General features: G+C 57.6%; 20 protein-coding genes and 4 pseudogenes. 13 read left to right on the top strand and 11 right to left on the bottom strand.

All coding sequences use genetic code 11. The annotated features are described in order from the left end of the window. Positions 1–126 precede the first annotated feature (126 nt). A pseudogene (locus tag NJU76_RS18760) lies at positions 127–626 on the top strand (phosphosulfolactate synthase); the annotation flags it as partial. 262 nt (positions 627–888) lie between these two features. After that, complete coding sequence (locus NJU76_RS18765; RefSeq protein WP_254533360.1) at positions 889–2,166, top strand: RNA-guided endonuclease InsQ/TnpB family protein; 1,278 nt, start codon at positions 889–891, stop codon at positions 2,164–2,166. Between the two features lie 59 nt (positions 2,167–2,225). On the opposite strand, the gene NJU76_RS18770 is transcribed toward NJU76_RS18765, so the two are convergent. Beyond that, a complete protein-coding gene (locus NJU76_RS18770) occupies positions 2,226–3,626 on the bottom strand; it encodes a permease (protein ID WP_254533361.1) in 1,401 nt (466 codons plus the stop codon). A gap of 317 nt (positions 3,627–3,943) precedes the next feature. Here NJU76_RS18770 and NJU76_RS18775 point away from each other — a divergent pair, with 317 nt between their 5' ends. The 4 genes from NJU76_RS18775 to NJU76_RS18790 all read left to right on the top strand — a co-directional run bounded on the left by NJU76_RS18775 (position 3,944) and on the right by NJU76_RS18790 (position 6,354). Beyond that, the gene (locus tag NJU76_RS18775) at positions 3,944–4,243 is read left to right on the top strand and encodes a hypothetical protein (RefSeq protein WP_254533362.1); all 300 of its coding nucleotides are present in this window, start codon (positions 3,944–3,946) and stop codon (positions 4,241–4,243) included. A gap of 17 nt (positions 4,244–4,260) precedes the next feature. Further along, on the top strand, positions 4,261–4,776 hold the full coding sequence (locus NJU76_RS18780) for an SRPBCC family protein (protein ID WP_254533363.1): 516 nt from the start codon (positions 4,261–4,263) through the stop codon (positions 4,774–4,776). 192 nt (positions 4,777–4,968) lie between these two features. Further along, entirely contained in the window at positions 4,969–5,667 is a 699-nt protein-coding gene (locus NJU76_RS18785) for a FixH family protein (protein WP_254533364.1), read from the top strand. Between the two features lie 132 nt (positions 5,668–5,799). After that, a complete protein-coding gene (locus tag NJU76_RS18790; protein WP_254533365.1) occupies positions 5,800–6,354 on the top strand; it encodes a DoxX family protein in 555 nt (184 codons plus the stop codon). A gap of 89 nt (positions 6,355–6,443) precedes the next feature. Here the strand turns inward: NJU76_RS18790 and NJU76_RS18795 are convergent, their stop codons facing one another. Together NJU76_RS18795 and NJU76_RS18800 are read right to left on the bottom strand one after the other, a co-directional pair. Next, positions 6,444–7,730: an IS4 family transposase gene (locus tag NJU76_RS18795; RefSeq protein ID WP_254529671.1), complete on the bottom strand. Its 1,287-nt coding sequence runs from the start codon at positions 7,728–7,730 to the stop codon at positions 6,444–6,446. 186 nt (positions 7,731–7,916) lie between these two features. Beyond that, positions 7,917–8,969 (bottom strand): annotated as a pseudogene (locus NJU76_RS18800) (heavy metal translocating P-type ATPase); the annotation flags it as partial. A 365-nt stretch (positions 8,970–9,334) separates the two neighbouring features. Here NJU76_RS18800 and NJU76_RS18810 point away from each other — a divergent pair. The 5 genes and pseudogenes from NJU76_RS18810 to NJU76_RS27095 form a co-directional block, all read left to right on the top strand. Continuing rightward, entirely contained in the window at positions 9,335–10,309 is a 975-nt protein-coding gene (locus NJU76_RS18810; protein WP_254524951.1) for a sulfite exporter TauE/SafE family protein, read from the top strand. 102 nt (positions 10,310–10,411) lie between these two features. After that, entirely contained in the window at positions 10,412–12,700 is a 2,289-nt protein-coding gene (locus NJU76_RS18815) for a copper-translocating P-type ATPase (protein WP_254533366.1), read from the top strand. 365 nt (positions 12,701–13,065) lie between these two features. Continuing rightward, positions 13,066–13,764, top strand: a complete 699-nt coding sequence (locus NJU76_RS27090; protein WP_425604337.1) for a DUF7546 family protein — start codon at positions 13,066–13,068, stop codon at positions 13,762–13,764. A 108-nt stretch (positions 13,765–13,872) separates the two neighbouring features. Continuing rightward, positions 13,873–14,067: pseudogene (locus tag NJU76_RS18820) on the top strand (DUF955 domain-containing protein); the annotation flags it as partial. Beyond that, positions 14,019–14,252 (top strand): annotated as a pseudogene (locus tag NJU76_RS27095) (hypothetical protein); the annotation flags it as partial. The pseudogenes NJU76_RS18820 and NJU76_RS27095, both read left to right, overlap by 49 nt. Positions 14,253–14,414: 162 nt before the next feature. Here the strand turns inward: NJU76_RS27095 and NJU76_RS18830 are convergent. From NJU76_RS18830 to NJU76_RS27100, 4 genes are all read right to left on the bottom strand, one after another. Continuing rightward, entirely contained in the window at positions 14,415–15,779 is a 1,365-nt protein-coding gene (locus NJU76_RS18830) for a flavin monoamine oxidase family protein (protein ID WP_254533368.1), read from the bottom strand. A gap of 136 nt (positions 15,780–15,915) precedes the next feature. Continuing rightward, the gene (locus NJU76_RS18835) at positions 15,916–17,145 is read right to left on the bottom strand and encodes an RNA-guided endonuclease InsQ/TnpB family protein (RefSeq protein ID WP_254533369.1); all 1,230 of its coding nucleotides are present in this window, start codon (positions 17,143–17,145) and stop codon (positions 15,916–15,918) included. Positions 17,146–17,148: 3 nt separating this feature from the next. Further along, positions 17,149–17,301, bottom strand: coding sequence for a DUF2080 family transposase-associated protein (locus tag NJU76_RS18840; protein WP_254533370.1), 153 nt, complete (start codon positions 17,299–17,301; stop codon positions 17,149–17,151). A gap of 169 nt (positions 17,302–17,470) precedes the next feature. Then, positions 17,471–17,665: a BBE domain-containing protein gene (locus tag NJU76_RS27100; RefSeq protein WP_425604323.1), complete on the bottom strand. Its 195-nt coding sequence runs from the start codon at positions 17,663–17,665 to the stop codon at positions 17,471–17,473. 271 nt (positions 17,666–17,936) lie between these two features. On the opposite strand from NJU76_RS27100, the gene NJU76_RS18845 reads away from it, so the two are divergent. Beyond that, positions 17,937–18,548: a metal-dependent hydrolase gene (locus NJU76_RS18845; protein ID WP_254533371.1), complete on the top strand. Its 612-nt coding sequence runs from the start codon at positions 17,937–17,939 to the stop codon at positions 18,546–18,548. A 294-nt stretch (positions 18,549–18,842) separates the two neighbouring features. Here NJU76_RS18845 and NJU76_RS18850 read toward each other — a convergent pair whose 3' ends face one another. Continuing rightward, on the bottom strand, positions 18,843–19,043 hold the full coding sequence (locus NJU76_RS18850) for a hypothetical protein (protein ID WP_254533372.1): 201 nt from the start codon (positions 19,041–19,043) through the stop codon (positions 18,843–18,845). A 411-nt stretch (positions 19,044–19,454) separates the two neighbouring features. Here NJU76_RS18850 and NJU76_RS18855 point away from each other — a divergent pair, with 411 nt between their 5' ends. Then, positions 19,455–20,558: an IS630 family transposase gene (locus tag NJU76_RS18855; RefSeq protein ID WP_254533373.1), complete on the top strand. Its 1,104-nt coding sequence runs from the start codon at positions 19,455–19,457 to the stop codon at positions 20,556–20,558. A 409-nt stretch (positions 20,559–20,967) separates the two neighbouring features. Here the strand turns inward: NJU76_RS18855 and NJU76_RS18860 are convergent, their stop codons facing one another. The 3 genes from NJU76_RS18860 to NJU76_RS18870 form a co-directional block, all read right to left on the bottom strand. Next, positions 20,968–23,490, bottom strand: coding sequence for an SWIM zinc finger family protein (locus tag NJU76_RS18860; RefSeq protein WP_254533374.1), 2,523 nt, complete (start codon positions 23,488–23,490; stop codon positions 20,968–20,970). 206 nt (positions 23,491–23,696) lie between these two features. After that, positions 23,697–24,812 (bottom strand): DUF1616 domain-containing protein, encoded by a 1,116-nt coding sequence (locus tag NJU76_RS18865; RefSeq protein WP_254533375.1) that lies wholly within the window; start codon positions 24,810–24,812, stop codon positions 23,697–23,699. Positions 24,813–25,114: 302 nt separating this feature from the next. Then, positions 25,115–25,510, bottom strand: coding sequence for a MaoC/PaaZ C-terminal domain-containing protein (locus NJU76_RS18870; RefSeq protein WP_254533376.1), 396 nt, complete (start codon positions 25,508–25,510; stop codon positions 25,115–25,117). Between the last annotated feature and the right edge of the window lie 55 nt (positions 25,511–25,565).

The raw sequence follows: 25,565 nt of genomic DNA on the forward strand, positions 1-25,565 counted from the left end.
TCGGGCGGCCTCGTGTTCGCTCGCCAATCCAACGTCGTGGAGGGCGTTCATCGCCTCGTCGGTGCTGTATCATTCATCGGCCGGCGGCCCGTCCGCACCGGTGCCGGGCAGTGCCCAGTTCACGACAGGCTCGGATTCGATGTTGTAGAGCTTTCGAGCGGATTCCTCGCAATTGGGACCGACGACATGGTACGGATGACTGAAGTCGTGGCGAGTGACTACGAACTCGATCCGAAACCGGAGATCAACGTCCAGTTCTGAGCAGGTGGCGCTACCGACCCCGAGGTTCTCGAGGAGCAGGGTCAACAGGACTCCTTGCAGACCATTGAGGAGAGCCGTCGCCACTTAGATGCCGGCGCCGAGTTACTGATGATCGAGGCCGAGGGCATCACTGAGGAGGTGACTGAGCGACGAACCGACGTCGCCTACCAAGTCGCGAACGAACCGGAATCGAGAATCTAGTGTTCGAGGCGCCGGGCCCCGAGATGTTCGAGTGAGACATCAAGAACTTCAGCTCTGAGATCAACCTGTTTGTGGACAACTCCCAGATCGTCGAACTGGAATGTATGCGCTCTGGCCGCTGGGGAAAGGCAACCACCTGGGGGGGCCGTTACCTGAAAGGGTAATGACTAGTTGCTAGACTCTATATTTGTCGGGCAACAGCAATCAGCACTCACTACAATAGTTTCGGTACAAACCTTCATTCTACACATTGTGTCAATCAGCAGAACGGGTTAGCTGAAAGAGAGGGCGCTAAGCCCCCGTCCTCGAGGAGCGAACGGCGTTAGCCGCGAGCGAGTAGGGCGGGGATACAGCGTCCGCACGAGCGCCGACTTACTCTAGCCAGAACAGTTAACTAAACACAAACACTAGTAGAGAATAAGTCGCATGAAGTACAGTCCACGATACCGACTCTTTCCCACCACCACCCAACGGGAGAGTCTCGACTGGACTCGTGACACCGTGCGACAACTCTACAACCACGCCCTCCACGAATTCAACAAGATACCAGAAGACGAGGGGACGCTTCGACAGCGTGTCTGGCACGTCCGCGACGAACTGCCACAACTCAAACAACAGTGGACTGACCTCAAACAGGTCTACTCCACCGTCTTGCAGAAAGCTGTCGAGCGTATCCGCACCAACATCACCAACCTCGGCACACTCAAAGCCAAGGGCTACGATGTTGGCTCGTTGAACTGGAAGTCACCGCGTGAGTACCGGAGTTTTACGTACCGGCAATCGGGCTTCGAACTCGACACGAAGAGTGGCCCGAGAGACCGAGCGATACTCCGACTCACAAAAGTACGCGGCGAAACCCTTGAAATCCCACTTCGACTTCACCGCGACCTTCCCGACCACGATGCTATCAAAGAAGTCGCGGTGAAGAAAGAACCCACAGGAGCGTGGTACGCCTCGTTCTGTATCGCCACTGAGGAACCAGAGCAACCAGACCCAGCAGACATCGACGCGGAGGATACCGTCGGAATCGACCTTGGCGTTCTCACCTTCGTCCACGATTCGGACGGACGCTCCGTCGGACGTCTTGACCTGTCTGCGGAGCGTGAGCGCCTCGAGCGCGAGCAGCGTTCGCTTTCTCGCAAGCAATACGAGTCGAACAACTGGGAGACGCAACGGCGGCGAGTCGCGACGGTCCATGCTCGCATGTCGAACAAGAAGCGAGATTATAAACACAAACTCGCACACTATTACACGACCGAGCACGATGCCGTGTTCGTCGAAGACCTGAACGTGACGTCACTGCTTGAAGGCAGTGGCAACGCGCGGAACAAGGCCGAAGTCGGCTGGCGTGACTTCATTTCGATTCTGAAACATCACGGTCAGAAGAACGAGTGTCACGTTATCGAAGTCGAACCGAGTGGCACGACAAAAGAGTGTGCATCGTGTGGCGTGGAGACGGCGAAACCGGTGTGGGTTCGGGAACATTCCTGCCCGTCGTGTGGGTTCGAATTAGACAGGGATTGGAACGCGGCGTTGAATATCCAGTCGCGTGGTCTGGAGAACCTAGGAGTGGTTCACTCCGAAGCAACGCCTGTGGAGACTGCGACCGCTGTGGATACTTCTGAAGTATCTGCACGTCGCGTCGTCGAAGCAGGAAGCCCCGCCCTCAAGGAGTCGCCGAAGGCGACGAGTAGGGCGGGGTAGTTCACATTACGTGACGTTCCGACCGGAGTCTTTTGTCGATTCGGTGTGACGGGAGACAATTAGTGGTCGTGGCTCTCGGATGCCCCTCTTTCGGAGGTCTGCGGCTGTTTATCTGAGAACGCGATCGGATTTGCCTCGAACGACCGCTTACATCGGTTCGAACAGAAGTAGTACGTCTCACCGTCGTGGGTGACGCTCGGGCCGCTATCGTCGGTGCGCATCCCACAGACTGGGTCGCGGTACTGGCCGGGTGCACCTAATCCTCGGCGGTAGACATAGATGAGGAATCCGGAGAGTGCGAACGCAATCACGTTGAGATAGAACGTGTAGTTGAGTTCGAAGTACGTCTGTTCGGACGCTGTCTGCCCGCCAGCGAGGTTCGGTATGATGTCGAGCGCGTTGAACAATTCTTCCATGAGAAAGCCCGTGAACGCCATCGTCACGAAGAAGATGCCGAGAATGTATAGCATCACTTTCCAGCCGTAGTACTTGCGATAGACATTCAGCACAGGAATCGTGATGAGGTCGGCGTAGACGAACGCGATGACGCCCGCAAAGCTAATCCCACCACCCCAGAGGGCGACGGCAAACGGGACGTTTCCCATGCTTCCGACGAAGCTGATGACCGCGATTGCCACGCCCATGACGGCGTTTTCTGCGCTCACCAACAGTCCTTCCCCTTGGAGGAATAGCGCGTTCCAAACCCGCTGCGGGACAAAGACGATGACGAACCCCGAGACGAGAAAGCCCGCAACGACGTCTTTCCAGATCATCGACCACTCCTTCCGGTACTGGTTGCCGAGTTTGTACCAGCCGCCCCATGACAGGAGCTCGTCGCGCCACACGCCGCTACGTGCGACCTCCTGCTGGTAAGTCTCCATGCAACCTGCTGAGCAGAATTTCAGCGTTTCGCCGCCGTCGGTCGTGAGTGAATATTCGTCTTTGCCCTCCATCCCGCAGGTCGGATCCTCGGTGATACCGTGCTCGTGGTCGTGCTGATTCAGTTCCTGTCGAACCTCATCGAAGAGGTTCTCGGGGAGGGTCAGATGGACGAGGAGTGCCATTACGGCGATGAGGACGACACCGCCGAGAAGTTCTGCAACGAGGAATTCCCAGCCGAGCAGAATCAGAATCATCAAGCCGAGTTCGACGATGAGATTCGTCGAGGCGAACATGAATGCAAGGACGTTCACGGCGTGCGCACCTTTCTTGAACAACCCCTTCCCGATAGCGACGGCCCCGAAGCTACAGCCGCTACTGGCGGCTCCGAACACCGTTGCCTTCGTGAGTCCACTCAGATTCTCCTCTCCGAGGACCTGGGCCATCCGCTCTTTCGAAACGTAGACCTGGACGAGGCTCGTGATCACCAGGCCCATGATAATCGCCCACGCGGCGGTCCAGAGGAAGCCGACACCAATCCGTAGGGCCTCGAAAATTCCGTCGGCGAGGGCCGCTTGCATATCTAGACTATCGCAGCCATCTATTTTGTTAGTTGCTCTTAAAAATTTAAGGCCGTTTCCACTCTTCACTGTAGATTCCAAGATACAGTCGATTCTCGACTATGGACTATTCTTCGGAGACCGTACCTCTGGATATCGATCTCTGACGGTCACTGGTTCCCGTTGTTGATCGTTGCTAACTCATCTGAGAAAAGGGGAACACAGACACGGATGTCGTGTCGTCCTTATTCCACTCGATTCCCGCGCATCAGTCGAAATGACCCTGCTTTCGAATAGTAAGAGAAAGTCGATTAAATGAGTCGAGCGTATCTCTAACCATGAGTACTTCTACCACAAACCAAGACGTGTACGAGATGGACTCGGCTAGTCGTGTGATGTACCTCGATGCACTGGCACTCGCCGGAGCGGCGGCTGTGGTCTCCGCGGTCGTAATGCTCCTACTCAGCGTGTTCGGTGCGATCGGTGTCTATGAGGGCGCGGTCGAGATGATGGAACAGTGGCATCTGTTCTTCGAGCCGACCGTCGTCGGGACCGTTGCGGGTATGGTCGAGGCAGCGGTGATCAGCTTCGTCCTCGCGTACCCCTTCGCGTGGCTGTACAACGTCTTCGCGCGCTAGGGGAGACGGAGACACCCATGTACGTCACCGACAAAGCCAAAATCGTCATCGAAGCCACTCCCGAGGAAATCTGGGAGTACGTGACCGACCCAGTCCACTGGACGGCGTCGAATCCCGAGGAACACTACGGGCTCGAGTACGACACGCCTGACAATCGCCCACGCGAGGGCGCGACGTTTCACCAGCACGAAGAGGTCGCCGGCATATACGCCGACCTGCACGGTCGGTTCTCCTACATCGATTATCCGAACGTGGCGGTTTGGACGGGGATGGCGTACTATCCTTTCCTTCGCGGCCTCGTCACAGTTCGAATTCCCGAGGGCGGCACCATTCGGCTCGAAGAGACCGAGGATGGAACCCGGATGTCACACGCCGTCTGGATGGATTTCCCGAACAACCGTCGTGGTCGTTTCCTGAAGTGGTTGTTCACCACTTTCCTCGACGGGAAGGCGAAGCTTTACGACCACACCAACAAGGAACTCGTCTTCTTCAAAGAGCGGCTCGAATCCGACGCTACCACGCCGACGTCGTAATTGCCACTAATAGGTCGATCTCCCGATTGTGAACCGGAAGCTGATCGATGGATCGACAGAGAAGACGATTTTCAACGCCAGATCGAAGCAATCGGTAAATCCGTAGCAACCCATTGCTAGTCTATGGCGAATCACTCCGAACACGGGAGCCACAGTCCACCTGAGGGATATAATCCTAGTGGACACGCTACATTGGGCGGACTCTCGGTCGACGCAGATGGACTCCGCTTCGTCCCGACGGACACGCGCCTTACTCCAGGTGACCCGCTCAACTGGAGCTTCCAGGTCGTCACGTCGAATGGCAACATCGTGACCGAGTTCGACGAGGCTCACGGGCAGCGTGGCCACTTGATCGTCGTTCGTCGCGACCTGACTCGATTCCAGCATCTCCATCCGACGCTTGACGCCGATGGAACGTGGCGTGTTGAGGCGTTCTCCCTCCCTGATCCCGGTGTTTACCGAGCGTTCATCGACCTCGTAGTCGACGGTCGACCGACGACACTTGGATTTGACCTCTTCGTCTCGGGAGAAATGGAGGTTGCCCCGCGCTCAGATACGTCACGACGTGCGACGGCAGATGGATACGTCGTTGACCTCCAGACCAACGAGGTCCTCGCCGGTGAGCCGGTTGAGCTAGCGTTCGAAATCAGTCGTGATGGTGAGCCCGTGTCGCGTCTAGACCCGTATCTGGGAGCGCTCGGCCATCTCGTTACGCTCCGTGAAGGCGATCTCGCCTATCTGCACGTCCACCCCAAAGAGACGAGTCCCGACAGCGGGCGTGTCGAATTCGGCGCGCAGTTTCCTACGCCCGGGCGATACCGGCTGTTCCTTCAATCGAAACCGGACGGGACACTCATCACAACTCGGCACGATATTCGGATCGACCGCTGACGGTACGACGGACGACAATCCCCTAGAACCGTTCACCGAAGCCATTCGATCGGTTGCAGGACGGTTCTATCGTTCCCAGACATCACTCGCCAAGGTGACTTCTTAATATATACTCGTGAACTATTCTACAATATGGCATCACACGAGGTAACGCTGGAGAGCACCATCTGGGGCTTCACCGCGACCGGAAAACTCCACACGTTGAGTGTCTGGTTCATCTTGGCACTTCGATTGATGATGGGCATCGCCTTCTTCCAAAGCGGCCTCGACAAAGTCCTCTCCGGAAAATTCAGTGCCGGAGGGTATTTGACTGGAGCCGTCCCGAACAGCGGAAGTCCACTCGCAGATCTGTTCGTCGCAATAGGGAACACGCCATGGTTCGTCAACTTCGTGAACGTCGCTGTCCCGTGGGGGGAAGTGTTCATCGGGCTTGGACTACTATTCGGTGTACTCACTCGCCTCGCCGCGTTCTGGGGGGCGTTCATGATGCTTCTGTTTTATTTCGGGAACTGGGACGTTTCGCACGGCTACATCAACGGAGATTTTGCGTACATGCTCGTGTTCCTCTCTGTCGCCGCGTTCGGGGCAGGCCGAATACTCGGCCTGGACGCGTATATCGAACAGTACGAAATCCGCGGCGAACCACTCATCGAACGGTACCCGTGGACGGGATACTTTCTTGGCTGATCTCGAGCACCGTTCGTAGCCACTTGGGGCAGATCAACAACGAACGAGGAAGCTGTGGCCAGTGCATTGGTGTTCGGTTAAACACTGGATCACCTCGTGTAGGCTTCAGCCACTCGTTCACTAAGTAAGAGGCGTGATTTCTCTGGTTGACGAGCGTCACGAAACAGCAACTCCGGCAGGTTCGGCGGTGGATGCCCGAACGACTGGGCCAACTCTTCGAGGATGAGCTGGGCGAGAGACCTGAAGGTCCTCGCCCAGCGTTCCCGAGGGAACACCGTCTCAGGAAACAGCTCCTGAAATATACCGAGCAAGGCTCTGCTGACCACGAGCGTCAGCAGAGCCGCCACAACCAGCAGTTCCACGATTGCTGGATCGCTTGTCTGGAACTTCTCCAGCCCATACAGCGATTTTAACTCCCGGAATAGCAATTCCACTTCCCACCGCAACCCATACAGCGCCGCAACTTGCCTCGGAGTGAACTCATCGGGCAGGTTCGTAACGTACAGATGGTAGTCGTCGGTGTCCTCGTTGCGGACACCGACGACGCGAAACTCCATCGTGTCGGTTGACTGTTTCCCTGCGTACGGCCGTCGCTTGAATGTGATCTCCACAGTCACGTCTACGATCTCGCGTGTGAGGTCGCCCAGAACGTCCTGGAGGCGACGGCCTGGCAAGGAAATGGCGCGCCCGCGCCATTTCCGCCGCTCCCCGACGATCAACGGGTTCGCGTTTGACTTCAGCCGCGTCAAAAAGAACCCGCCATTTTCCTCGATCAACGCGAACCGGCGGAAACTGTAGAACCCGAGATCGAACAGTAACAACCGGTCTCGCAGCCAGCTCCCTGTGCGGAGCTGGCTGCTCTCTTGGGTGCGTTCGTCGGTGAGCTGGAACTGTTCGAGGCTCTGAGTAGTAGCGTTATGGACGAGGTGAAGCTTCGCGCCGGACTGATCCGAGTGAGTCGCTGGAAACTCGCTAAGGAGCCGATGCAACCGAAAAACGGTTGCATCGGCGATCAGCACATCACGAAATAACTCGAACTGTGGTGCGATCGTGTGGGGAACCGCGACCTCCTCGAGAGCGTGCTCGAGGAGGTCGCTCAACAGGGCACCAAGTGCTGGTGTGAACCGGTCATAGAAACTGGAGCGAGCAACAGTCTGGTTAGTCGCTGCGGAGTAGGCCCGCTGAAATCCGGCGATCGTGCGGGCTTCGCCGTCGACGGCGAAGCCCATGATGAGCGTCCAGACGAGCATCGTGATGTCGATTGTCCGGTGGCGTTGGACGACATCGCGCTCTCGCGCGATGTCTTCGATACGTTCGGCTGGAAACAGGGAAGTCAGCCGCCGTCGTATGAGGTCCGGGGAGAGCGTATTGAACACATTCTCTCCCCACGCGGTCTACAACGATAGCTTCGTCAATCGAGCGCAGTCTCTCGGTTTCTTGTCTTAACCGAACACGGATGGTGGCCAGTGGAGTCATCCGAGCAGTTCGTAGTCGTGATCAGGGATGTACCGCCGGAACAGCAGGCTGTTCGACAGCACTGACACGCTGGAGAACGCCATCGCGCCGGCGACGACGGGGCCGCCCGCGACGAGCCCCCACAGCGGGAGCAACTCGACGAATTCGGCGAGGGTGCCGGGGAAGAAGTACCAGATGACGCCCCAGAAGAGGGCGTTCACGATGACCGCGGGCACGAAGACGCCGAGATGCGGTCGGCGAGGTTCTGGATGTCAGGCCGGCGAGACTGCGCTTCCTTGACGGCCTGGATGATCTGCTGGAGGACAGTGTTTTTCCCGATCTTCGTCGCTTCGACGACGAGCACGCCGTTCTCATTGATCGTGGAGCCGACCACCTCGTCATCATCGCTCTTCTCGACTGGGTCAGACTCGCCGGTGACCATCGGCTCGTCGACAGCGCTCTGCCCATCGACGACGACGCCGTCGGTTGGAATTTGTTCGCCGGGTCGGACCTTCATCTGGTCACCAACCTCGACATCTTCGAGAGGAATTTCTTCCTCGTTACCCTCTTCGTCGATGACGGTAACCGTCTCGGCCTCCATCTCCAGCAGTTTCCGAAGCGCCTCGTCGGCTTACCCCTTCGAACGGGCCTCGCCTCAAGGTCATTCCCGAGCGTGATGGACACGAGGATGAGCACTGCCGTATCGAAGTACAGTCCCCCGGCGATCACCTCGAGCAATACTGCGACGGAGTAGACGTACGCGGTGGTCGACCCCAGCGCGATGAGCACGTCCATGTTGGCACGGCCGCTCTTGACGAGCGCCTTATAGGAGTTCTTGTGGAATGGCCAGCCGAGCACCAGCTGGACGGGCGTCGCCAATAGGAACTCGTCCCAACCGAATTCGATGCCGGAGGCCGTCTCCGGAAGAACGCTACCGCCGAGCAGGAACTTCTCGACGAGGAAGAACAGCAGGGGGCTGAAAGCGCTGCTCCGAACAAGGTCAACCGCAATTGTCGTCCGATCTCCTCTTGTCTGGCAGCCTCTTGGGCCTCACCTCCCGGCCCATCTTCGGTCTCAGCGTCCTCGCGGACGGGCGAATAGCCAGCGTCCTTGATGGCGTCGTAGAGGTCTGTGAGACCCGCCTCGGCTGGGTTGTACGTATCCGGCGTGACCGATGCAACCGCCGATCGTGAGGTGGAGTAAGCGAATGTAGATGGTGACGCTGACGTCACGGCACTCGTACAGGCTGTTGAGGACACTGGGTACACCGCCCATGCCTGAGAGAAACCAGAACATTCGTAGACGAACGCCATGCTCTTCTCCTCCAATTCTGTCTCCCCAACAGGCGGACTACGATCCGTCTCGAGTCGCCCAAGCTTCGTTGGCAGCTGCATCCTATTTCAGGTTCCAGCCCGTACCTACACTAATGATGGCGCAGCATTCGTGTTTCTATAGTTGCGATCTGCAGATGAATCGAGCCCTTTTAAGCGACCTATTCTGGATCTATTAGAGGTAAGTAAAACCAATGGTAGTTATCGAGTCAGAAGCGTTATTCTTTGTTGGGTTTGGATTTCTAGTCGGCATTCTCTTCGGCTTCTTCGGACTGGGTGGGAGCTTCTTCGTCACCCCTGCACTCCTCGTGCTCGGGCACCCCACCGAAGCTGCTGTTGGCTCTGGTCTCGTATTTGTCTTCGGAACGTCCATCGCTGCGGCGGTTACCCACCGGTCAGCTGGACACATCAACTACACTCTCGGAACGCTTCTCATCGTCGGGATGGCAGTTGGCATTGAGGCCGGCAGGCGAGTGCTGTTCTGGCTCGCCAGGAGAGGGATATCGGATCTCGTCATTAGCATTGCCTACGTTGTTCTGTTGGCAGTAGTTGGTGTCCTCATTCTCCGTCGAGTTCACACTGACCTCACCGCGATTTCCGGTGAACGACGCGGTCAACCAGCTTTCGAGCAGTTTCCCCTTACCCAATTCCCACCGGCAATCAAGGTGCATCCTGGTGTGCAGGTGTCCGTTTGGCTCATCCTCTTCGTCGGTGTCGCTATCGGAACTCTGTCTGGATTCCTCGGGGTTGGAGGTGGCTTCCTGATGGTCCCCAGTCTCGTCTATGGAGTAGGAATCGCGAAAACGATAGCCGTCGGCACCGATATCTTTCAAATCGCAGGGTCGAGCGCGTTCGGATCGGTTCGCTACTTTCAGGAAGGAGCCGTCCATTTCTCGGTCGTACTCCCACTGCTCGGTGGGAGTGTCTTTGGATCCTTTGTCGGATCTCGATTGACTGATATTGTCGACGAAAGCGCACTGATGAGCTACTTTGCTGTGATGCTACTCCTCGACAGCATCGCAGTAGCGAGTAAGACGATCAGCCACGCCTATGATATCCGAATCCTCCACTACCTCAGTATCACGATTCTTTTCGGGACTGCGTTCGTCCTCGCAGCGATAATCGTCTATCGGGGAGGGCGAACAGCCTACCGCGACTTGGGTGGATGAGACTCCTCGTTTGTTTCCGATTAGAAATTGTGAGATTTATCCGCCAGGCAAGCCACACACCTATTTTCTGTGAGATCCTATTCGCGCTAACGAGGGCATCTTATGGACGATCACGGGAAGACACCTGACGACGGTGATGCCTCGACTCACCACGGTGGCCACCACGATGCCAAAGACGAGCCACAGCCACCTGCTGGCGAAGAGGAATCGCGCGTCGAACAGTCGATACTAGAGGAAGAAGCCGAAGACGCAGACGAGGGCGAGCGCGAGGTCGACGAACAGTACGAACATGGGGCGAGCCATGGTTCAGGGGGTTCTGACCACGGCGGTCATGGCGATCACGGCGGTCATGATGGTCATGACGGAGACGGTGGTATGCACGAGGGCCACGAGCAGATGTTCCGACGGCGCTTTTTCATCTCGACGTTACTCTCGATTCCCGTCCTCCTGTACAGCGAGACACTACAGGCGTGGCTTGGTTTTTCAGTACCGGCGTTCCCCGGGAGTGAATTGATCAACCCTGTGTTCGCGGTGATCGTCTTCGCGTACGGTGGTGTCCCGTTCCTCCGGATGGCCCGTCCGGAACTCGAGGACCAAGCACCAGGAATGATGACGCTCATCTCAATGGCGATCACGGTCGCGTTCGTCTACAGTCTCGCGAGCGTCGTCTTCCCGACGGCATCGACGTTCTTCTGGGAGCTGGTTACGCTGATCGACATCATGCTGCTCGGACACTGGATCGAAATGCGTTCCGTTCGACGGGCCTCCAGTGCGCTCGACGAACTCGCAAAACTTCTCCCAGACACCGCCGAGCGAATCACAGAAAACGGTGATACCGAAACGGTGCCTGTGAGTGACCTTTCCGAAGGTGATCTCGTTCTCGTCCGGCCCGGTGCGAGCGTTCCTGCCGACGGCATCGTCGAAGAGGGAGACTCCGACGTCAACGAATCGATGATTACTGGTGAATCGAGGCCAGTTTCGAAGGAACCAGGCGACGAGGTGATCGGTGGTACCATCAACGGTGACGGGAGCCTTCGGGTCCAGATCAGTGCGACGGGTGACGAGACGACGCTGGCAGGAATCATGCGCCTCGTCGAGGAAGCTCAAGAGAGCAAGTCCCAAACGCAGATGCTCGCCGACAGAGCGGCAGGCTGGCTCTTCTATGTCGCTCTCTCAGTAGCGATCGTGACCGCAATCGCCTGGACCGTCGCCGTTTCGTTTAACGCCACAGTCATCGAACGGGTCGTGACCGTCCTTGTGATTGCTTGTCCGCACGCACTCGGACTCGCCATACCACTCGTCGTTGCGATCAACACGTCGCTCGCGGCGCGAAATGGAATGCTGATCCGCGATCGGATCGCCATGGAACAGGCCCGAGAACTTGACACGGTTATCTTCGACAAAACGGGGACGCTCACGAAGGGCGAGCAGGGTATCGTCGACGTCGAAACCGTCAGTGATCTCGAGGAGGACGAAGCACTTGCACTCGCGGCAGCAGTCGAGGGTGATTCGGAACACATGATCGCCCAGGCGATTCGCGAGGCCGCTGACGAGCGGGGCGTCACGCCAGAAACCGCAACCCGCTTTGAGGCACTCAAAGGCCGCGGTGTTCGCGCGACGGTCGACGGTGAAACAGTGTACGTTGGCGGACCAAACCTCCTCCCACACCTCGAGATAGACATTCCGCCCAAACTGGCGTCGTTCGCAGATCGAGCTGGTGAAAGTGCCCAAACAGTCGTGTATCTCGTTCGTGAGGATGAACCGGTCGCCGCATTTGCGCTCGCGGACGTCGTTCGCGACGAGAGCTATCAGGTCGTGGACGCGCTTCACGAACTCGGTCTCGAAGTCGCGATGCTGACCGGGGACTCCGAGGACGTCGCTCGCGCCGTCGCCGACGACCTCGGTATCGACACGGTTTTCGCAGAGGTGCTGCCCGAGGACAAGGACAAGAAGGTGACCGAACTGCAGGATCAGGGTAAGTTCGTGGCGATGGTTGGTGACGGCGTCAACGACGCACCGGCACTGACGCGGTCCGACATTGGGATCGCTATTGGCTCCGGGACGGACGTCGCCGTCCAGTCGGCTGACATCATCCTCGTCCAGAACAACCCGATGGACGTCGTCCGCCTCGTGAAGCTGAGCAAAGCGAGTTATCGGAAGATGCAGCAGAACCTTGTCTGGGCCGCCGGCTACAACGTCTTTGCACTGCCACTTGCGGCAGGTATTCTTGCCCCGATCGGGATCCTCCTCTCGCCCGCAGTCGGCGCCTTACTCATGTCGCTCAGTACCGTGATCGTCGCGATCAATGCGCAGTTCCTCCGTCGCGTTGATCTCGACCTCCCAAACCTGCCGGGCGTGTCTGCGCCACAGAAGCCACAGCCAGCAGACTGAAAAAGCCGACGAAGCTGGCAATTGAGACGTTCGTCGATCCCGCCGACAACACTCCACCACCGCCTCAGATAGATCTTCTCCGGGACCGGGATATGCCAACCGTTTCCGATGACGAATTCGCCTCGTCTCTCGAGGAGTTGAGTGATCGTCGTACAATGTTGCTCGGACTTATCAACGCCGATAGGCGGCAATGGCCCGCTCGAGAATGATGTAGATGTTTGATCTTCCGAAGGATATCAGAGAGTGACAAAAGAGTTCTCAAATCGGTAGGTACTCGTCTCTATTCAAATCACTTTTCTCCTAGCGGTCTCATAGGTAGTAGTACGATTGTCTGGAGATCTCAAATCTGAGATTCCTAACTCATGATGAAAACCGCATCCAACAGTGACCATAGGAGACGTCTTCTCACGAGAGGTACTCGGTTTAATCTTCTATTCGCGATTCAACTGTTCGCCGGCCTCGCTTTCGCATACAGGACGGGTGACATGGGGAGTCGACTCACTTACTTCTTCATTCCGTTCATTTGGACCACGGTCTCTATCTGGGTCATCTGGCATACACGACCTGCACAGGCCCGACGTCTCTTCCAGATCCTTGCAGCTGTGATTTCTTTTGCTTATCTCCTGATATTGCTGTATCTCACGGGTATCCTTGGACCCAGCGTACAGCACCTTTCGCAATTAACGGGACCACACGGAGTCGGATTGACTTGGGGCCGATCGCTCGGGTGGAGTCCCGTCCTCATCTACACGGGAGAATGGATCACGTTGACCCTCGTTCCGTATCAGACAATCGGTCTCATAGCACTCTCATACCTCGTCTACGATGCATTGCTCGATTTCGCTCGATCGGCGATCGGCGGTATCGTCGGAATTGCGGCCTGTCCAGCCTGTGTCGGTCCATTATTTGCACCTTTGCTGCTTGGTGGATCTAGTGGTTCCTCTCTGGTTCTCCTACTAGGAGTCTACGGGTATGAGATTGCGACCGTTTTATTCATTATCGCTGTAGGGATACTCTATTACCGACGTTGGGTTTCAAAACTTTTTCTTCATTTGCGACAATAATGGAGTAATTGGACGATTCAGTATCTGATACACGCACAAACGAAAACAATCGCTACGAGCGACTACCAGCAGGTGTCCTTCAACGATTCGGACACCAGACGTGACGAGATGCAGAGCACGATCGAAGCGTGGGTCGAAGACCTCCTCGCGGAAGTCACCGACGCAGTCTCGAGCGACGAGTTCCAGCGATGGCTCGATATCCAGAGCCGCTTTCACGACTGTTCGCATCGAAATACGTTGCTGATCACCAAGCAGTGTCCGCATGCGACTCAAGTCGCCGGCTATCGAACCTGGCTGGAGGAACAGGCGATGTCGCCCAGCTGAACGGGCACGAACTCGTCGCAGTCGATGAGTGGCTGCCTGGCAAAGAGCCGCCACCATACGAGATTGATCTCACCGACAGCTACGAATACAAGACGCGCTACTGGCGCTGCCGGAACTGTGGCCAGGAACGGAATCAACGTAACGAGTTTGTCGAACACTGCGAACAGCACACCACCCATGAAGCCAGTGACCACGAGGTGGCAGTAGCCGACTACGACCGTCCTGCGAAGACCGTGATAATCGACGAGAAACGCCGCTGTTTCGAAGTCTCCCATATGTTGGCCTCAGGTTGCGTAATTCCTGCTGCAGAGATAGTGCGCCTATACTCATGTGAGTCGGCTGCTCACCTCGGCTGCCGCTCGTTCGCCGGAGCGAATCGCCCCGTCCATGTAGCCACACCACTGTGTCGCAGTTTCCGTCCCCGCCCAATGGATACGCCCCTGAGGTTCGCGGAGGACATCGCCGTATCCGGTCATCGTCCCAGGCGTCATGTTCCCGGCATAACATCCGGCCGACCACGCCTCGTTCGACCACACTTGCTCGGTGTACTCGACTGGGTTGGCGGCTTGGCCGCCGAAGTATCGGGCGAAATCGTCCAACACGCGCTCACGTCGGTCGGACGCGTCCCGCTCGCTCCACGTGCGGGCCTCATTACTCACGATGAAGCCGACGAGCGCCCCGGTGGTGCTCTCGGCATCCATGTCGTCGAAAATGAATCCGACGATGTCGTCGTTTGTAAGCACGAAGCCGGAATAGCCGTCCGTCCGCCAGAAGGGGTCCTCGTACGTCGCGATGCACTTGATTGTCGCGCCCATCGGCATGCGCTGCGTGAGTGCATCCCGACGGGCCGGGAGTGGAGGGTCGTAGGCGATTCGTCCGGCCAGCGCCGGTGGAATCGCCACGATCACGTATGCTCCGGTGTAGGCGCCAGCGTCCGATTCGACGGTCACTCCAGAATCGTCTTGGGTGATAGCCCGGACCGGTGCCTCGAGCTGGACGGCCTCGCCCAGTTCGGTAGCCAACAGTCGAGACACCTGTTGTGCCCCCCCCTCGATACGCCGCTCCTGGGCACCCCCTTCGACGCCGGTTATCACCTCGATCCCGCCGGCGGCGTGGACGTACGTCAGGAAGTACAGAAGGGAAATTTCTGACGGGTCGGTGGTGAATAACGCCCGAAAAAGTGCATCGAAGGCACCTCGCGCTGTTGTCGTCTCTAGGGTCGCTCGTTTCCAGGAATCGACGGTGGTCGCGTCCCACTCCTCGGCGTCCGGTGCGTCGTATGGGGCATGGAGAGGGATCTGCGTTCGAAGCGTCTCGATCTGTCCGAACGCGTCCATCAGTTCCGCGTACGCCTTGGCGGGAAGTGCCCTGAGTGCATCGTCGTGTTCGTTCACCGTACCGTCGATTGAGACCTGGTCGAGTCCCTCGTCGAACTGGGGGACTGTGTCGAGGTCGAACTCCTCGACAAGGTCGTTCACACGGTCCTGAGTGGGGCCGATCCACTGCCCGCCGAGGTCGACCTGTTCACCGTCCGCCAATCTGTGGTCGAGCGTTCGGCCGCCGACGCGGTCGCGTGCTTCGAGCACCGTTACGCTGTGGCTGTCCCTCACGAGTTCTCGCGCCGCAGTGAGCCCCGCCAGGCCAGCCCCGACGACGACAGCATCGATTCGTCCATCTTGTCCATGCGTCATGTTTTCTACCCTTTTTGCACCTACCTCTGCGTTTCTGCCGCCCTACGATGAACGGAGCAGGTGTGCCTGTTAGACGATGGCAACCATGATAATGCTTCGTAGCAGGTAGTGTCCGGACGGCCGTGCTGAACGTGAACTACCCCGCCCTGCTCGACCTGACGGCCTCGCTGAGGACGGGGCTTCCTGCTTCCAAGACGCGCTTTGCAGATACAGGTGTATCCACAGGGAGCGCAGTCTCCACAGGCATTGAATCGGAGTGAACCAGTCCTACTTTCTTGAGACCTCGGGCAAGGATATTCCATGCCGCGTTCGCGTCTCGATCCGCTTCGAACCCACACGCCGGACACGAGTGCTCACGCACCCACAACGGTTTATCCGTCTTCACGCCGCAAGACGCACATTCCTTCGTCGTGTTCCGTGGGTTTACCGGAACGTAGTGCGTGCCTTCGCGGTCACACTTGTAGTCGAGCATCCGAAGAAAAGTACCCCACGCGGCGGATGCTCGGTTGCGTGAATTTGAATCGAACTGCATCATTCCAGCGACGTTCAGGTCTTCAACAGCCACGAGGTCGTACTCCCGAGCATAGTAGTTCGAGAGCTTGTGTAAGAAGTCACGGCGCTTCTGTTTCAAATCGGCGTGACGGCGAGCGACGACCGTTCGCTGAGTCTCCCAATTCGCAGAGCCGTGTTCCTTCCGCGAGAGATCGCGCTGTGCGCGTTCCAAACGCTCACGTTCTTCGTACAGGTCGAGGCTTTCGATTGCATACCCGTCCGTGTCATGGGCGTACTTGAGGATGCCCACGTCGATGCCAACACACTTCTCGGGAGCCTTCGGTTTCTCGGGCGTTTCTTCGTCAACGTCGATGGCGAACGTCCCAAACCACTCACCCGTCGGTTCTTGCTTGACCGTGACCTGTTTGATGGTCGCGTTCTCGGGGATATCTCGGTGGAGATGGATTGGAATCTCACCGAGTTTGCTCAGCCACAATACGGGCCGACCGCTCGTATTCTTGAGCTTGAAGCCGGTTTGGTTGTAGGTGAGCGAGTGGTAGTCCCGAGGTCGCTTCCATTTGAGCATCCCAACGGCGCGTCCGTTCTCTTTCTGTGCTTTCAGTGTCGAAAGATTGTCGTAGACGCGCTTGACGACCATCTGTAACACCTTCGAGTGAACGTCTCGGAGGTCATCCCACCACGATTTGAGGTCGGGGAGCGTTCCCTGCACCTTGTATCGGGCGGGGATGTCGTCGGATTCGTTGAGTTTGAATAAGCAATGATTGTACAGTTGTCTACAAATATCGACGTGGCGCAGAAGTTCCTCTCGGATGGCGACTGTCGGTTCGATCCGATATTTGTAGGTGTACTGCATGGCCTATTCGTCGGGATCTGGTTCAGAAACACGAACGATTTTCACGTCCGCTCCGATCCACCGCTTTGGGACAGTGATGTGAGCACCGCCACTTCCGAAGGGTTTCACGGTTTGGTCAAGGACTTCTTTAGCGTCCTCTGTTTCGTACCTATCCATCACTCATCTATATGTATCCCATATAGATATAGTTTTTGATTTTTTGATTACGTGTGCCTGTGGGCCAGTCGTTGTACAGTGTATGAAAGACGATGACGGCGCTGTATCCCCTCCCTACTCGCTCGCGGTGCTCGCTCCTTGAGGAAGGGGACTTAGCGCCTGAAAACAGTTAAACGGTCGGCTCGATATTCTGGTTCGTCCGGAAACGGTTGTCCAGATCATACTCGTTCTTGAGAGCGACGAGTCTGTCGAGTCGTCCATGGTAGAGGCCTCGATCGCCGCCTCGTCGTCCGCGTTGAGGTAATTGATGGACGCGCCCTGGGCCAAGTGCTGACGTATCGTGTCGTGGAACGCTCTCGCCCATTCGATGCACGAAGCGTCGCCAACTGGGTCGTCCTACCGGGGAGCGACGGTCAACGCGCACTCCTTGTCCTGGTCAGGGAAAGCGGTCAAGTCGTGATCGATCCGGCCAATTGCCCCGCCCACCCAGTCGAAAAACGCCACCGCGTCCGAAGTCGGAAACGGTGTTATAGTGCTGAACAGGCGCAAAACCCACGACTTCACGGCCCGTGACTATGATAGGGAGCAGCATGCGCCGGCGGCTGTCACGTTCGGCAGCCGGATGCGACCCCAAATTGCCCCAATTTATCAGGGTCCACGACTCACCCTGCAGTGTGTTTCCGCTCGGCCATCTCGCCTTCGCGTATCTCTGGTACGTCGCGTACGCGGCCCTCACGCGCCGGCCGTTGCCAGCTCGCTGGGCGCTGGTCCCGATGGCAATCGGCAGTCAATTCCCCGACCTGATCGATAAACCACTGGCGTATTACGGCGTCCTCGCGAGCGGCCGATCGGTCGCCCATTCGCTCCTGATCACCGTACTCATCGCCGGCCTCGTCACCTGGGGCGCCCACGTGCTCCACCGCTGGCGCCCTGCGCACCGCTGGGTCGGGCGTCTATGTGTCGTCACTCCGGCGGCGTTCAGCATCGGCTACCTGTCGCATCTAGTTGGCGATAGTCTCGGGCCACTGCGCGCGGGCGCTTACGACAGCCTGACCTATCTGGGCTGGCCGCTACTCGCCGCGCCCCGGTATGCGGGCGACAGTGTCGCTCCCTGGATTCGCATCCTCGAGCTATACCGCCAGTCAGGGACCCACCCGGAACGTCCTTTGATCGTGACGGCGCTGCTCGTGTTCATCTCGCTGCGCGTCTGGGCCCGGTTCGGCCCGCCACGGCCCGCCGACGGCTGACCGCCGGTGGCGCCGGGCTGCGAGGCGCGTCGCCGACCAGCCCGCCACTCTCGAGTGGGCGGCGCTGGCCGCGCGGGCGGGCGCCGGGGGGCGGATTCACACGACGGGCGGTGCGACGGAAGGGCCCACCGACTACATAACTGTTTGGCACCCCTCGGCCGACGGCACGCCCTGCTTCGCAAGCCGCACCTGCCACCGACACTCCTGCCGGCTGGCGTCGACGAGTGACGACCGGTGGAAGCTCCAGCGGCTGGTCTGGGCGGCGCCCCACTGTCCCCGACTGCCATGGACCGGCTACTGCACACGGCTGGCCGACTGCTCGAGCGACCGAATCCCCGCACATTCGAGGGTAGCACTCGTCGCCACCTCCTCAAGTCCGAGCGTCGAATGGGCAGTACAGTAATAGAACACACTCGACGCGCCCGATTTCGTATTGATGACGTCAATCCGGTAGGTTGCGGCATCATCACAGGTCGGCCACCATTCGCAGGTCATGTTATGTGTCAACTATTACCACGATATAGTTGTTTGCTGCCACTCTCGGGTTAATCGCCTCCTAACAGGTAGTTTCGGCTTGGATGGAGTGCCTTTCTCGAGCAGCCCTCGACAGTCCACACAGTGAGATGTCCTTGAGTTCATCATCATCGACGACAGGTATCTGCGGTACCAGTTACTGCAAACGCGCTCGAGGAACGCGAGATAACAGATGACTTGTGAACTACTCCGCCCTACCGCGCTCGGGCCTCCCCGGCCCTCGCTTGGTGCGGACGGAGCGTCCTGTTTCTGTGTCGGAACGTGCAGGAACAGATCCCACAGCGTCCACAAGACGCTCCGCGTCTCGTGCGGCCCGGCAGAACGCCATAATGAGTGACAGAAGTTATGGGCATAGACTGAGACGGGCGAGTGATGGGAGGAAACCGGCGAGGCGATCTTGTTCGTCATCTAAGTGAGCAGGAGTTGGATCGTCTGCTGGACGAAGCAGACGATCCAAAGATCATCAAGCGACTCACCTTTGTCAAACGTCTCTACAAGGGAGCAACGTACGAGGAAGCAGCCGACGACGTTGGCAAATCTGCGTCGACTGGAAGTCGCTGGGCGCGTCGATGGAACGATGGCGGACTTGGTCAGTTGACACCGAACTTCGGGGGCGGAAGGCCCCCGAAGCTCGGTGACGAGGAACAAGAGCGTCTGTTAGAACTTCTCCGGGAGGGGCAACCCTGGAAAGCACAGGAAGTTCATCAGCTCTTGGACGAAGAGTTCGGTGTAGAGTACCATCCGGATTATCTCGGTCGATTCCTCCGGAATCTCGGACTGTCCTACGCTAAACCACGTCCAAAGCGCCCCTCTCGGCCAGAAAACGCAGATGAAATCCTCGAAGAACGCGTCACAGACGCGTTCGACGAGGAGACAGAGACGGCACATAACAAGCGTCCTGATGATGAGGACGAAGGATGGGTCCTCGACGACGATATTTGCACGGATGGGGGAACTGTCGTCGGTTTTTGTGATGCTTCGCATCCACAACCATACGACAATTCGCATCGACTGTGGTACGTTGATGATCCGACACTGGAACGACCGCTGGTGAAGCTTGACGAACCAGCGGTCGGGTGCTATACGCTCAACGGCGAAAGTGTCCTGACGTTCCCTGAAGATCAATCGAAAGAGAACATCTGTGCGCTATTAGAGCAAGTCCGCGAGCAGAATCCGGGAACACGGATTCTGCTCGTCTTGGATACCTTCTCGTCTCACATCTGTGAACACACGCGCAAACGCGCACATCAACTCGGTATTGATCTCGTCTTTCTTCCGGTCGGCTCACCACATCTCAACCCGATTGAACAGGTCTGGAAAGTACTCAAACGCACTGCCTCGCCAATCGTGGTGGCGAGCGAGAGCGCGTTCCGAACTCTCGCTCGCCGTCTCTTCGACACCCTTACCGATCGACTCGGATTTGCCAAGTCCTGGATCGATCAATTCCTCAGTCCATATTTGCAAAAGTTATCTTGATAATTACGGCGTTCTGCGGACGGTTCCAGACTCCGCAGGCGGCTTCCCTTTACAGGTGGTTCGGAGTGTCCCGCTCCTACCGGTTGGACACTCGGCCACAACCGACGATGCACGCTTGTTGTCGCGTTTGAACACCGGCGGAAGCGTGGTGAGCATCTTACTCTCACCTTCGACCGAAGGGATAATAAGGGTGCCGATTCACACGAAACCAAGACGTGCGGGCGCTGTATCCCCTCCCTGCTCGCGCCTTCGGCGCTCGCTGCGGATAGCGCGGGACTGTCGGTCCCGCTGACCATGCGAACGGCGTCGCCGTGAGCAGAAGGGGGCTTAGCGCCCTCAATTACAGCTAACCATCCCCGAGAACAGTTCACCCGATACCAAGATTGAAGCGATAATATAACTGAGAGACTCAATATCCTGCCGTTTCGAGTTCGTCTAGGAACGCCGGCCGGTTCGAGTGTTTCTCACGGAGATGTTCAATGAATGGTGCCAGCTCCTTGTCGAACCCGAGGTCCTCCATGTCACGCAAATGTTCGATAACGGTCCTGTAGTGGTCGCGTCCGGTATCGGCTGCCAGAGACAGTTCCAGCAGGTCCCGATATGCCTCGAAGTACGCTTCTGGATCGACCTCGGCGACGGGCTCTCGATACCGCCGAAGCGTCTCGAGGTCATCACTCTCCAGAACCTTCTCAAAGGCCGTTTCGAGGTCGTCCTCGCGGACGTACAGCTCGATTAGTCGGTCGGGATGGATTCGACCGAGTTGGGTTCGTAACCCGTGGGAGATCGACTCCCACTCCTCAGCGGAACTGGCCGATCGTAGACCGTCGTAGGCGTCCCAGTCCTCGAAGCGGACGAACAAGATCCGGAGCACCTCTCGATAGCGCTCGTCGTCGTGTCCACGGTAGAACTCGGCTGCCAGCTGATGGACGTTGACAGAGTGTGGAAACTCCTCCAGTCCGTCCTCGACGACCTCCTGTGCTCGCTCGTCCTGTCCATCGGCTCGTAGCACGTCGACGTATTGGCGATAAAACTCGCTCCGTTCAATATAGACGTCCTCGAGGACAGCGGCTAGTTGCTCGCGTTCCTCGAGTTCTGAGAGGATCCACAGATAGGTCGACAGGAGCTGTTGTTCGTCCACGTAGAGACTCAGTTGTTGATCAGGACGACCATCGCCACCTCGAGACCCGGTCGTCTCCCCATTCTCGTCCGGTCGCGACTCCATTTCCTCAAGGATGGTCGTGAGCGTCTCACCGACGAAGTCGGTCACCTCGAGTGGGCCGATATCGAGATGTTCGACATCCAGTTCAGCACCGGTGAACGATTCGACCTCGAGTCGCCACTGGGTCGGATCCGGAACTCTCTCATCTGTCTCGACGGCATTGTCGATGTCTGTCTGTGGTGTCCCGCTTTCTGATCCGGGCCCGGCTGCAACGACCGCTCCCGTCTCGTTACTGGCGATGCCGTCCAGCGCTGGAAGGTCGGATTGCACGAGTGAGAGCAGATGCTCGAGATTATCAGCTGTGGTACACACTTCACGGAGCGCGCTGTCGTAGTAGCCCCGGATGAAACGAAACTCGGCAGTTCTGTACTGCTCGTAGAGGTACTCGAGGTGCTCACACACTGTCTCGAGGTCGAACTCCCCCTCGCAAAGACACGCGGCGTAGGCATCGATGGCAGACTCGAGTTGGCGACCGTAGTGGCCACTACTGTTATCGATCCGTTCCAGGTTCTCGCGTATCGCCTCCGCCAGAGCCCGGTAGATTTCGAGGGCACGGTCGTACTCGCCGTTCTCCCGGTAGGTCGCTGCGAGGTCGTCGTATTCGGTGAACTCGAGGTGGGTGTCGTACTCGACAATCCCGCGGCGGCCGGCGACGTTCTCGAACCGGCGGTCAATATCACGCTTGTAGTCGGCGACGCTTTTCTCGATCGGCTGGCCGACCGTGGCAAGAAACCGCTCTCGAAGAGACTCGTTGTCGGCGAGGACCGCACGCAGAAAGTCCCGGAGCGTCTCGACGTCCGCGGTCTCGAGTGCTGACTCGAGGTCATTGCCCGCTATCGACGTCTCGAGAGACACGAAATCCGACGCACTCGATGGTTCGTCCGAAGTCGTATTCTCCTGGAACTGATCGATTATCGCGTCGTATCGGTCTCGCACTGCCAGCAACACTGCAACGATGTGTTTGCAGTCGCCCGCGTAGTCGTACGGACAGGAACACCATCCGTCGAAGTTCTCGGCAGAGAGGTCCACCGTCGTCCGGTATTCCCGGCTCCCCCGCACTTTTGCAGTTACCTCATATCCCTCGACCGTCAGCTCCCGTACACGCCCTTCTTCGAAGTAGGAGACGCCGCGCTGGAACGACTGTGCGGTACAGATATCCCGAATCGCGTCGCGGATTGGTTCGTAAATCTCGGCGACGGGCGGGTCGGTGCTGGTCCCGTCTCGAGACCCGGAACGCGAGTCTGAACCGAAACCAGACGAGTCAGGTGACCACGACCAGTCCTCAAGTGGCACACGCTCGGCTACTGCTGGCGTCCCCCTCGCCTCGACTTCCTCGAGAAAGCCGATGGCGGTTTTCGTTGGGTCGACGTTCCCCCAGCCGTGGTGGGTACCCCAGAACTCCGTTGCCCACACGAGCTCGTCGTCGGCGACGATGCCGACATTCCCCACGATGTCCTCCTGGTCGCGATACCGCTTGGAGGGGGCACCGCCGAGCCCTTTCTGGAGTGTCTGGTTGTACGTGAAATCGTCCCAGGCGTCCTCGAGTGACCGGGTCTCGGCCTCACCGACGAACTCCCGCGGCGGCGCTCGCTGTGGTTTGACCTGGACGACTTCGACTGGAATCGCGTGTTCCTCGTGGATCGACCCGAGTAACTCGAGTGTCCGACGGTGATCGACCCCGACGTCCGCTTCAGCGTAGTAACGTAGTTTCATTGTCGTCTCGAGTGCATATGTGAGAGTACAAACGGTCGCGTCTTGATGGCTTTGATATCTGTGAGAGAAACACCCACACGGTGACCGAAGAAGGGTTGGAGACCATCAGGCAGCCGGATCAATTCCTGCAAAGCGCATCGTGGAAGCACGAAGCCTACCCTCACGGAGCGAATGATATCTGCCGTGAGCGAGTAGGGTGAGATAGTTCACGACTCGGTGACGTTCACCCAGAGGTGAACGGAGTACTCTGTGTCGTTCATCGAGGGCTCGGCTGGCACGTCGCCACCAGGGAAGAGTAGCCAAACTATCCGCTGGTTCTCCCCAGTCATCGTTGGCTCGAGATTGAACTCGTGGTGCCAACGCTCGTTGTGCGCGATCGTGGTGTTAAATCGATCAAGTTCGCGCTGTTCTTGAACGACTGTCTCGTTGACCGTCGTATTAGTATCTCCCTCACTGGTAGCCGTCTCGTTCTCGACCACCTCGACTTCCTGCTCCAGGACCACCACCGTGTACTCTGTCGTTTCGTGTTCGTGGTTGTCGATCCCGACGATCAGTTCTTGGCTCTCTCCTTGGACGAACTCGGTCGGATAATCGTCGGCGACCAGTTCACCGTTGTCGTCCTCAGTTAATAGATAGATCGCTGAGAATTGCTCTCCGTCGGCTGGGACCGTCACCGCATAACCTACGCTCCCGGCTGCGAGTATGACCGATATCGCCAGCAAGACGTTCAATGCAGCATCTGCACGCGTATCTGGTTCAAGCAACTCCGTGCGGCCGGCAACGTACCATTCTCGGTAAGGTACCTGAAACCGCTCGTCGACCGGCAGTGCCCGTCGGCGTCCTGCTGCCACAGCTGTCGAAGTAAGTGTGAAGCCACTGACTGCCACTACGACTGGCACCAGACGAATTCCCCAGGGCGTGAAGTTCAGCACGAGGCCGATCAGGGGAACGATTGCAATACTAAGCCCGAAGGAGAGCGCGACGCGCTCGATGCCATCGATTCCGGACCGTGAGGCAATCGAGTCGTACCACCCATCCGGATCCGAGTCATCAACAAACGTCTGGCTGTCTGGTGATGTAGACTCGTCATCTGATACAGGTGACTCACCAGCCTCGGGAAACAGCGCCGCGATAAACGCATAGCCAGGGACGAAGAGGACGAACGCGAGGCCGAGTGGAACCCGGAGTGGCGTCTCCCGAATCACAGGGGCCAGTGCAGTGATGTTAGTCGCGACAACGAGCACCAGCACAGCAGCGAGATCAGCGGGCAGTTGTCTGACTGGTCGTGGGAGCAACAACCACAATGACCGGAACGCAACCATTCAATCAATAGTACTGACAACGGAGGTAAAAACAAACCGAAAGGTATGCGCGAACGCCGTCGATAACTTTCTATCAGTTGTTGGTAATACGATTTCTTTATTCAGCCGCACCGCTGTATTCTTCTCGCCCGAGTCATCCTGATTCTGGTGTTCCATTGGTGGCCTATTAGTCGTTACTTCTCTGATGTCTCATCCGAGTGTGTCACAGAAAGCCTTCCAGATGCTTTGTTTCAACTCCCTCTGATTGAATCAGCCGATGAATAGATGTGTGAAGTGAACGACCGGGCCTGGTTTCACTCTAATTACTGCTCCTTCCAGATCAGCCCGTCAATCTGGGCTTCCATCACTGTTTCTTCGTCCTCATTCTGGCAAACGACTGAACTCGTTATCGTGTAGCGGTCCTCTTGTTCTTCGACCGTTTTATTTGTCCACTCGCACCTGATAGTGTTCCCTGTATAGACCGGCTGAAGAAAGTCGAATTTCATCGTTCGAGCTATATAACTCAAATCTCCGCCAATTTTCGTCGGTAACGTTGCTGTGAGCAACCCTTGAACGACTAAGTGACCCTCCTCGTCAGGTTCTGTGTGAATCTCTTGCTGATCCCCCGAAACCTCACCGAACTGGTTGACATCCTCCGTGGTAAAAGTCCGTTCGTAGGTGTAGGTATCACCTTCCTCTGGCGGCATGGATACTGACATGAATGCGCTCTCTACCCTACTGCAATGAGAGATAAGAAATCTACGATGGGATAAT

It is taken from the genome of Natrinema gelatinilyticum, assembly GCF_024266705.1.
GTDB lineage: Archaea > Halobacteriota > Halobacteria > Halobacteriales > Natrialbaceae > Natrinema > Natrinema gelatinilyticum.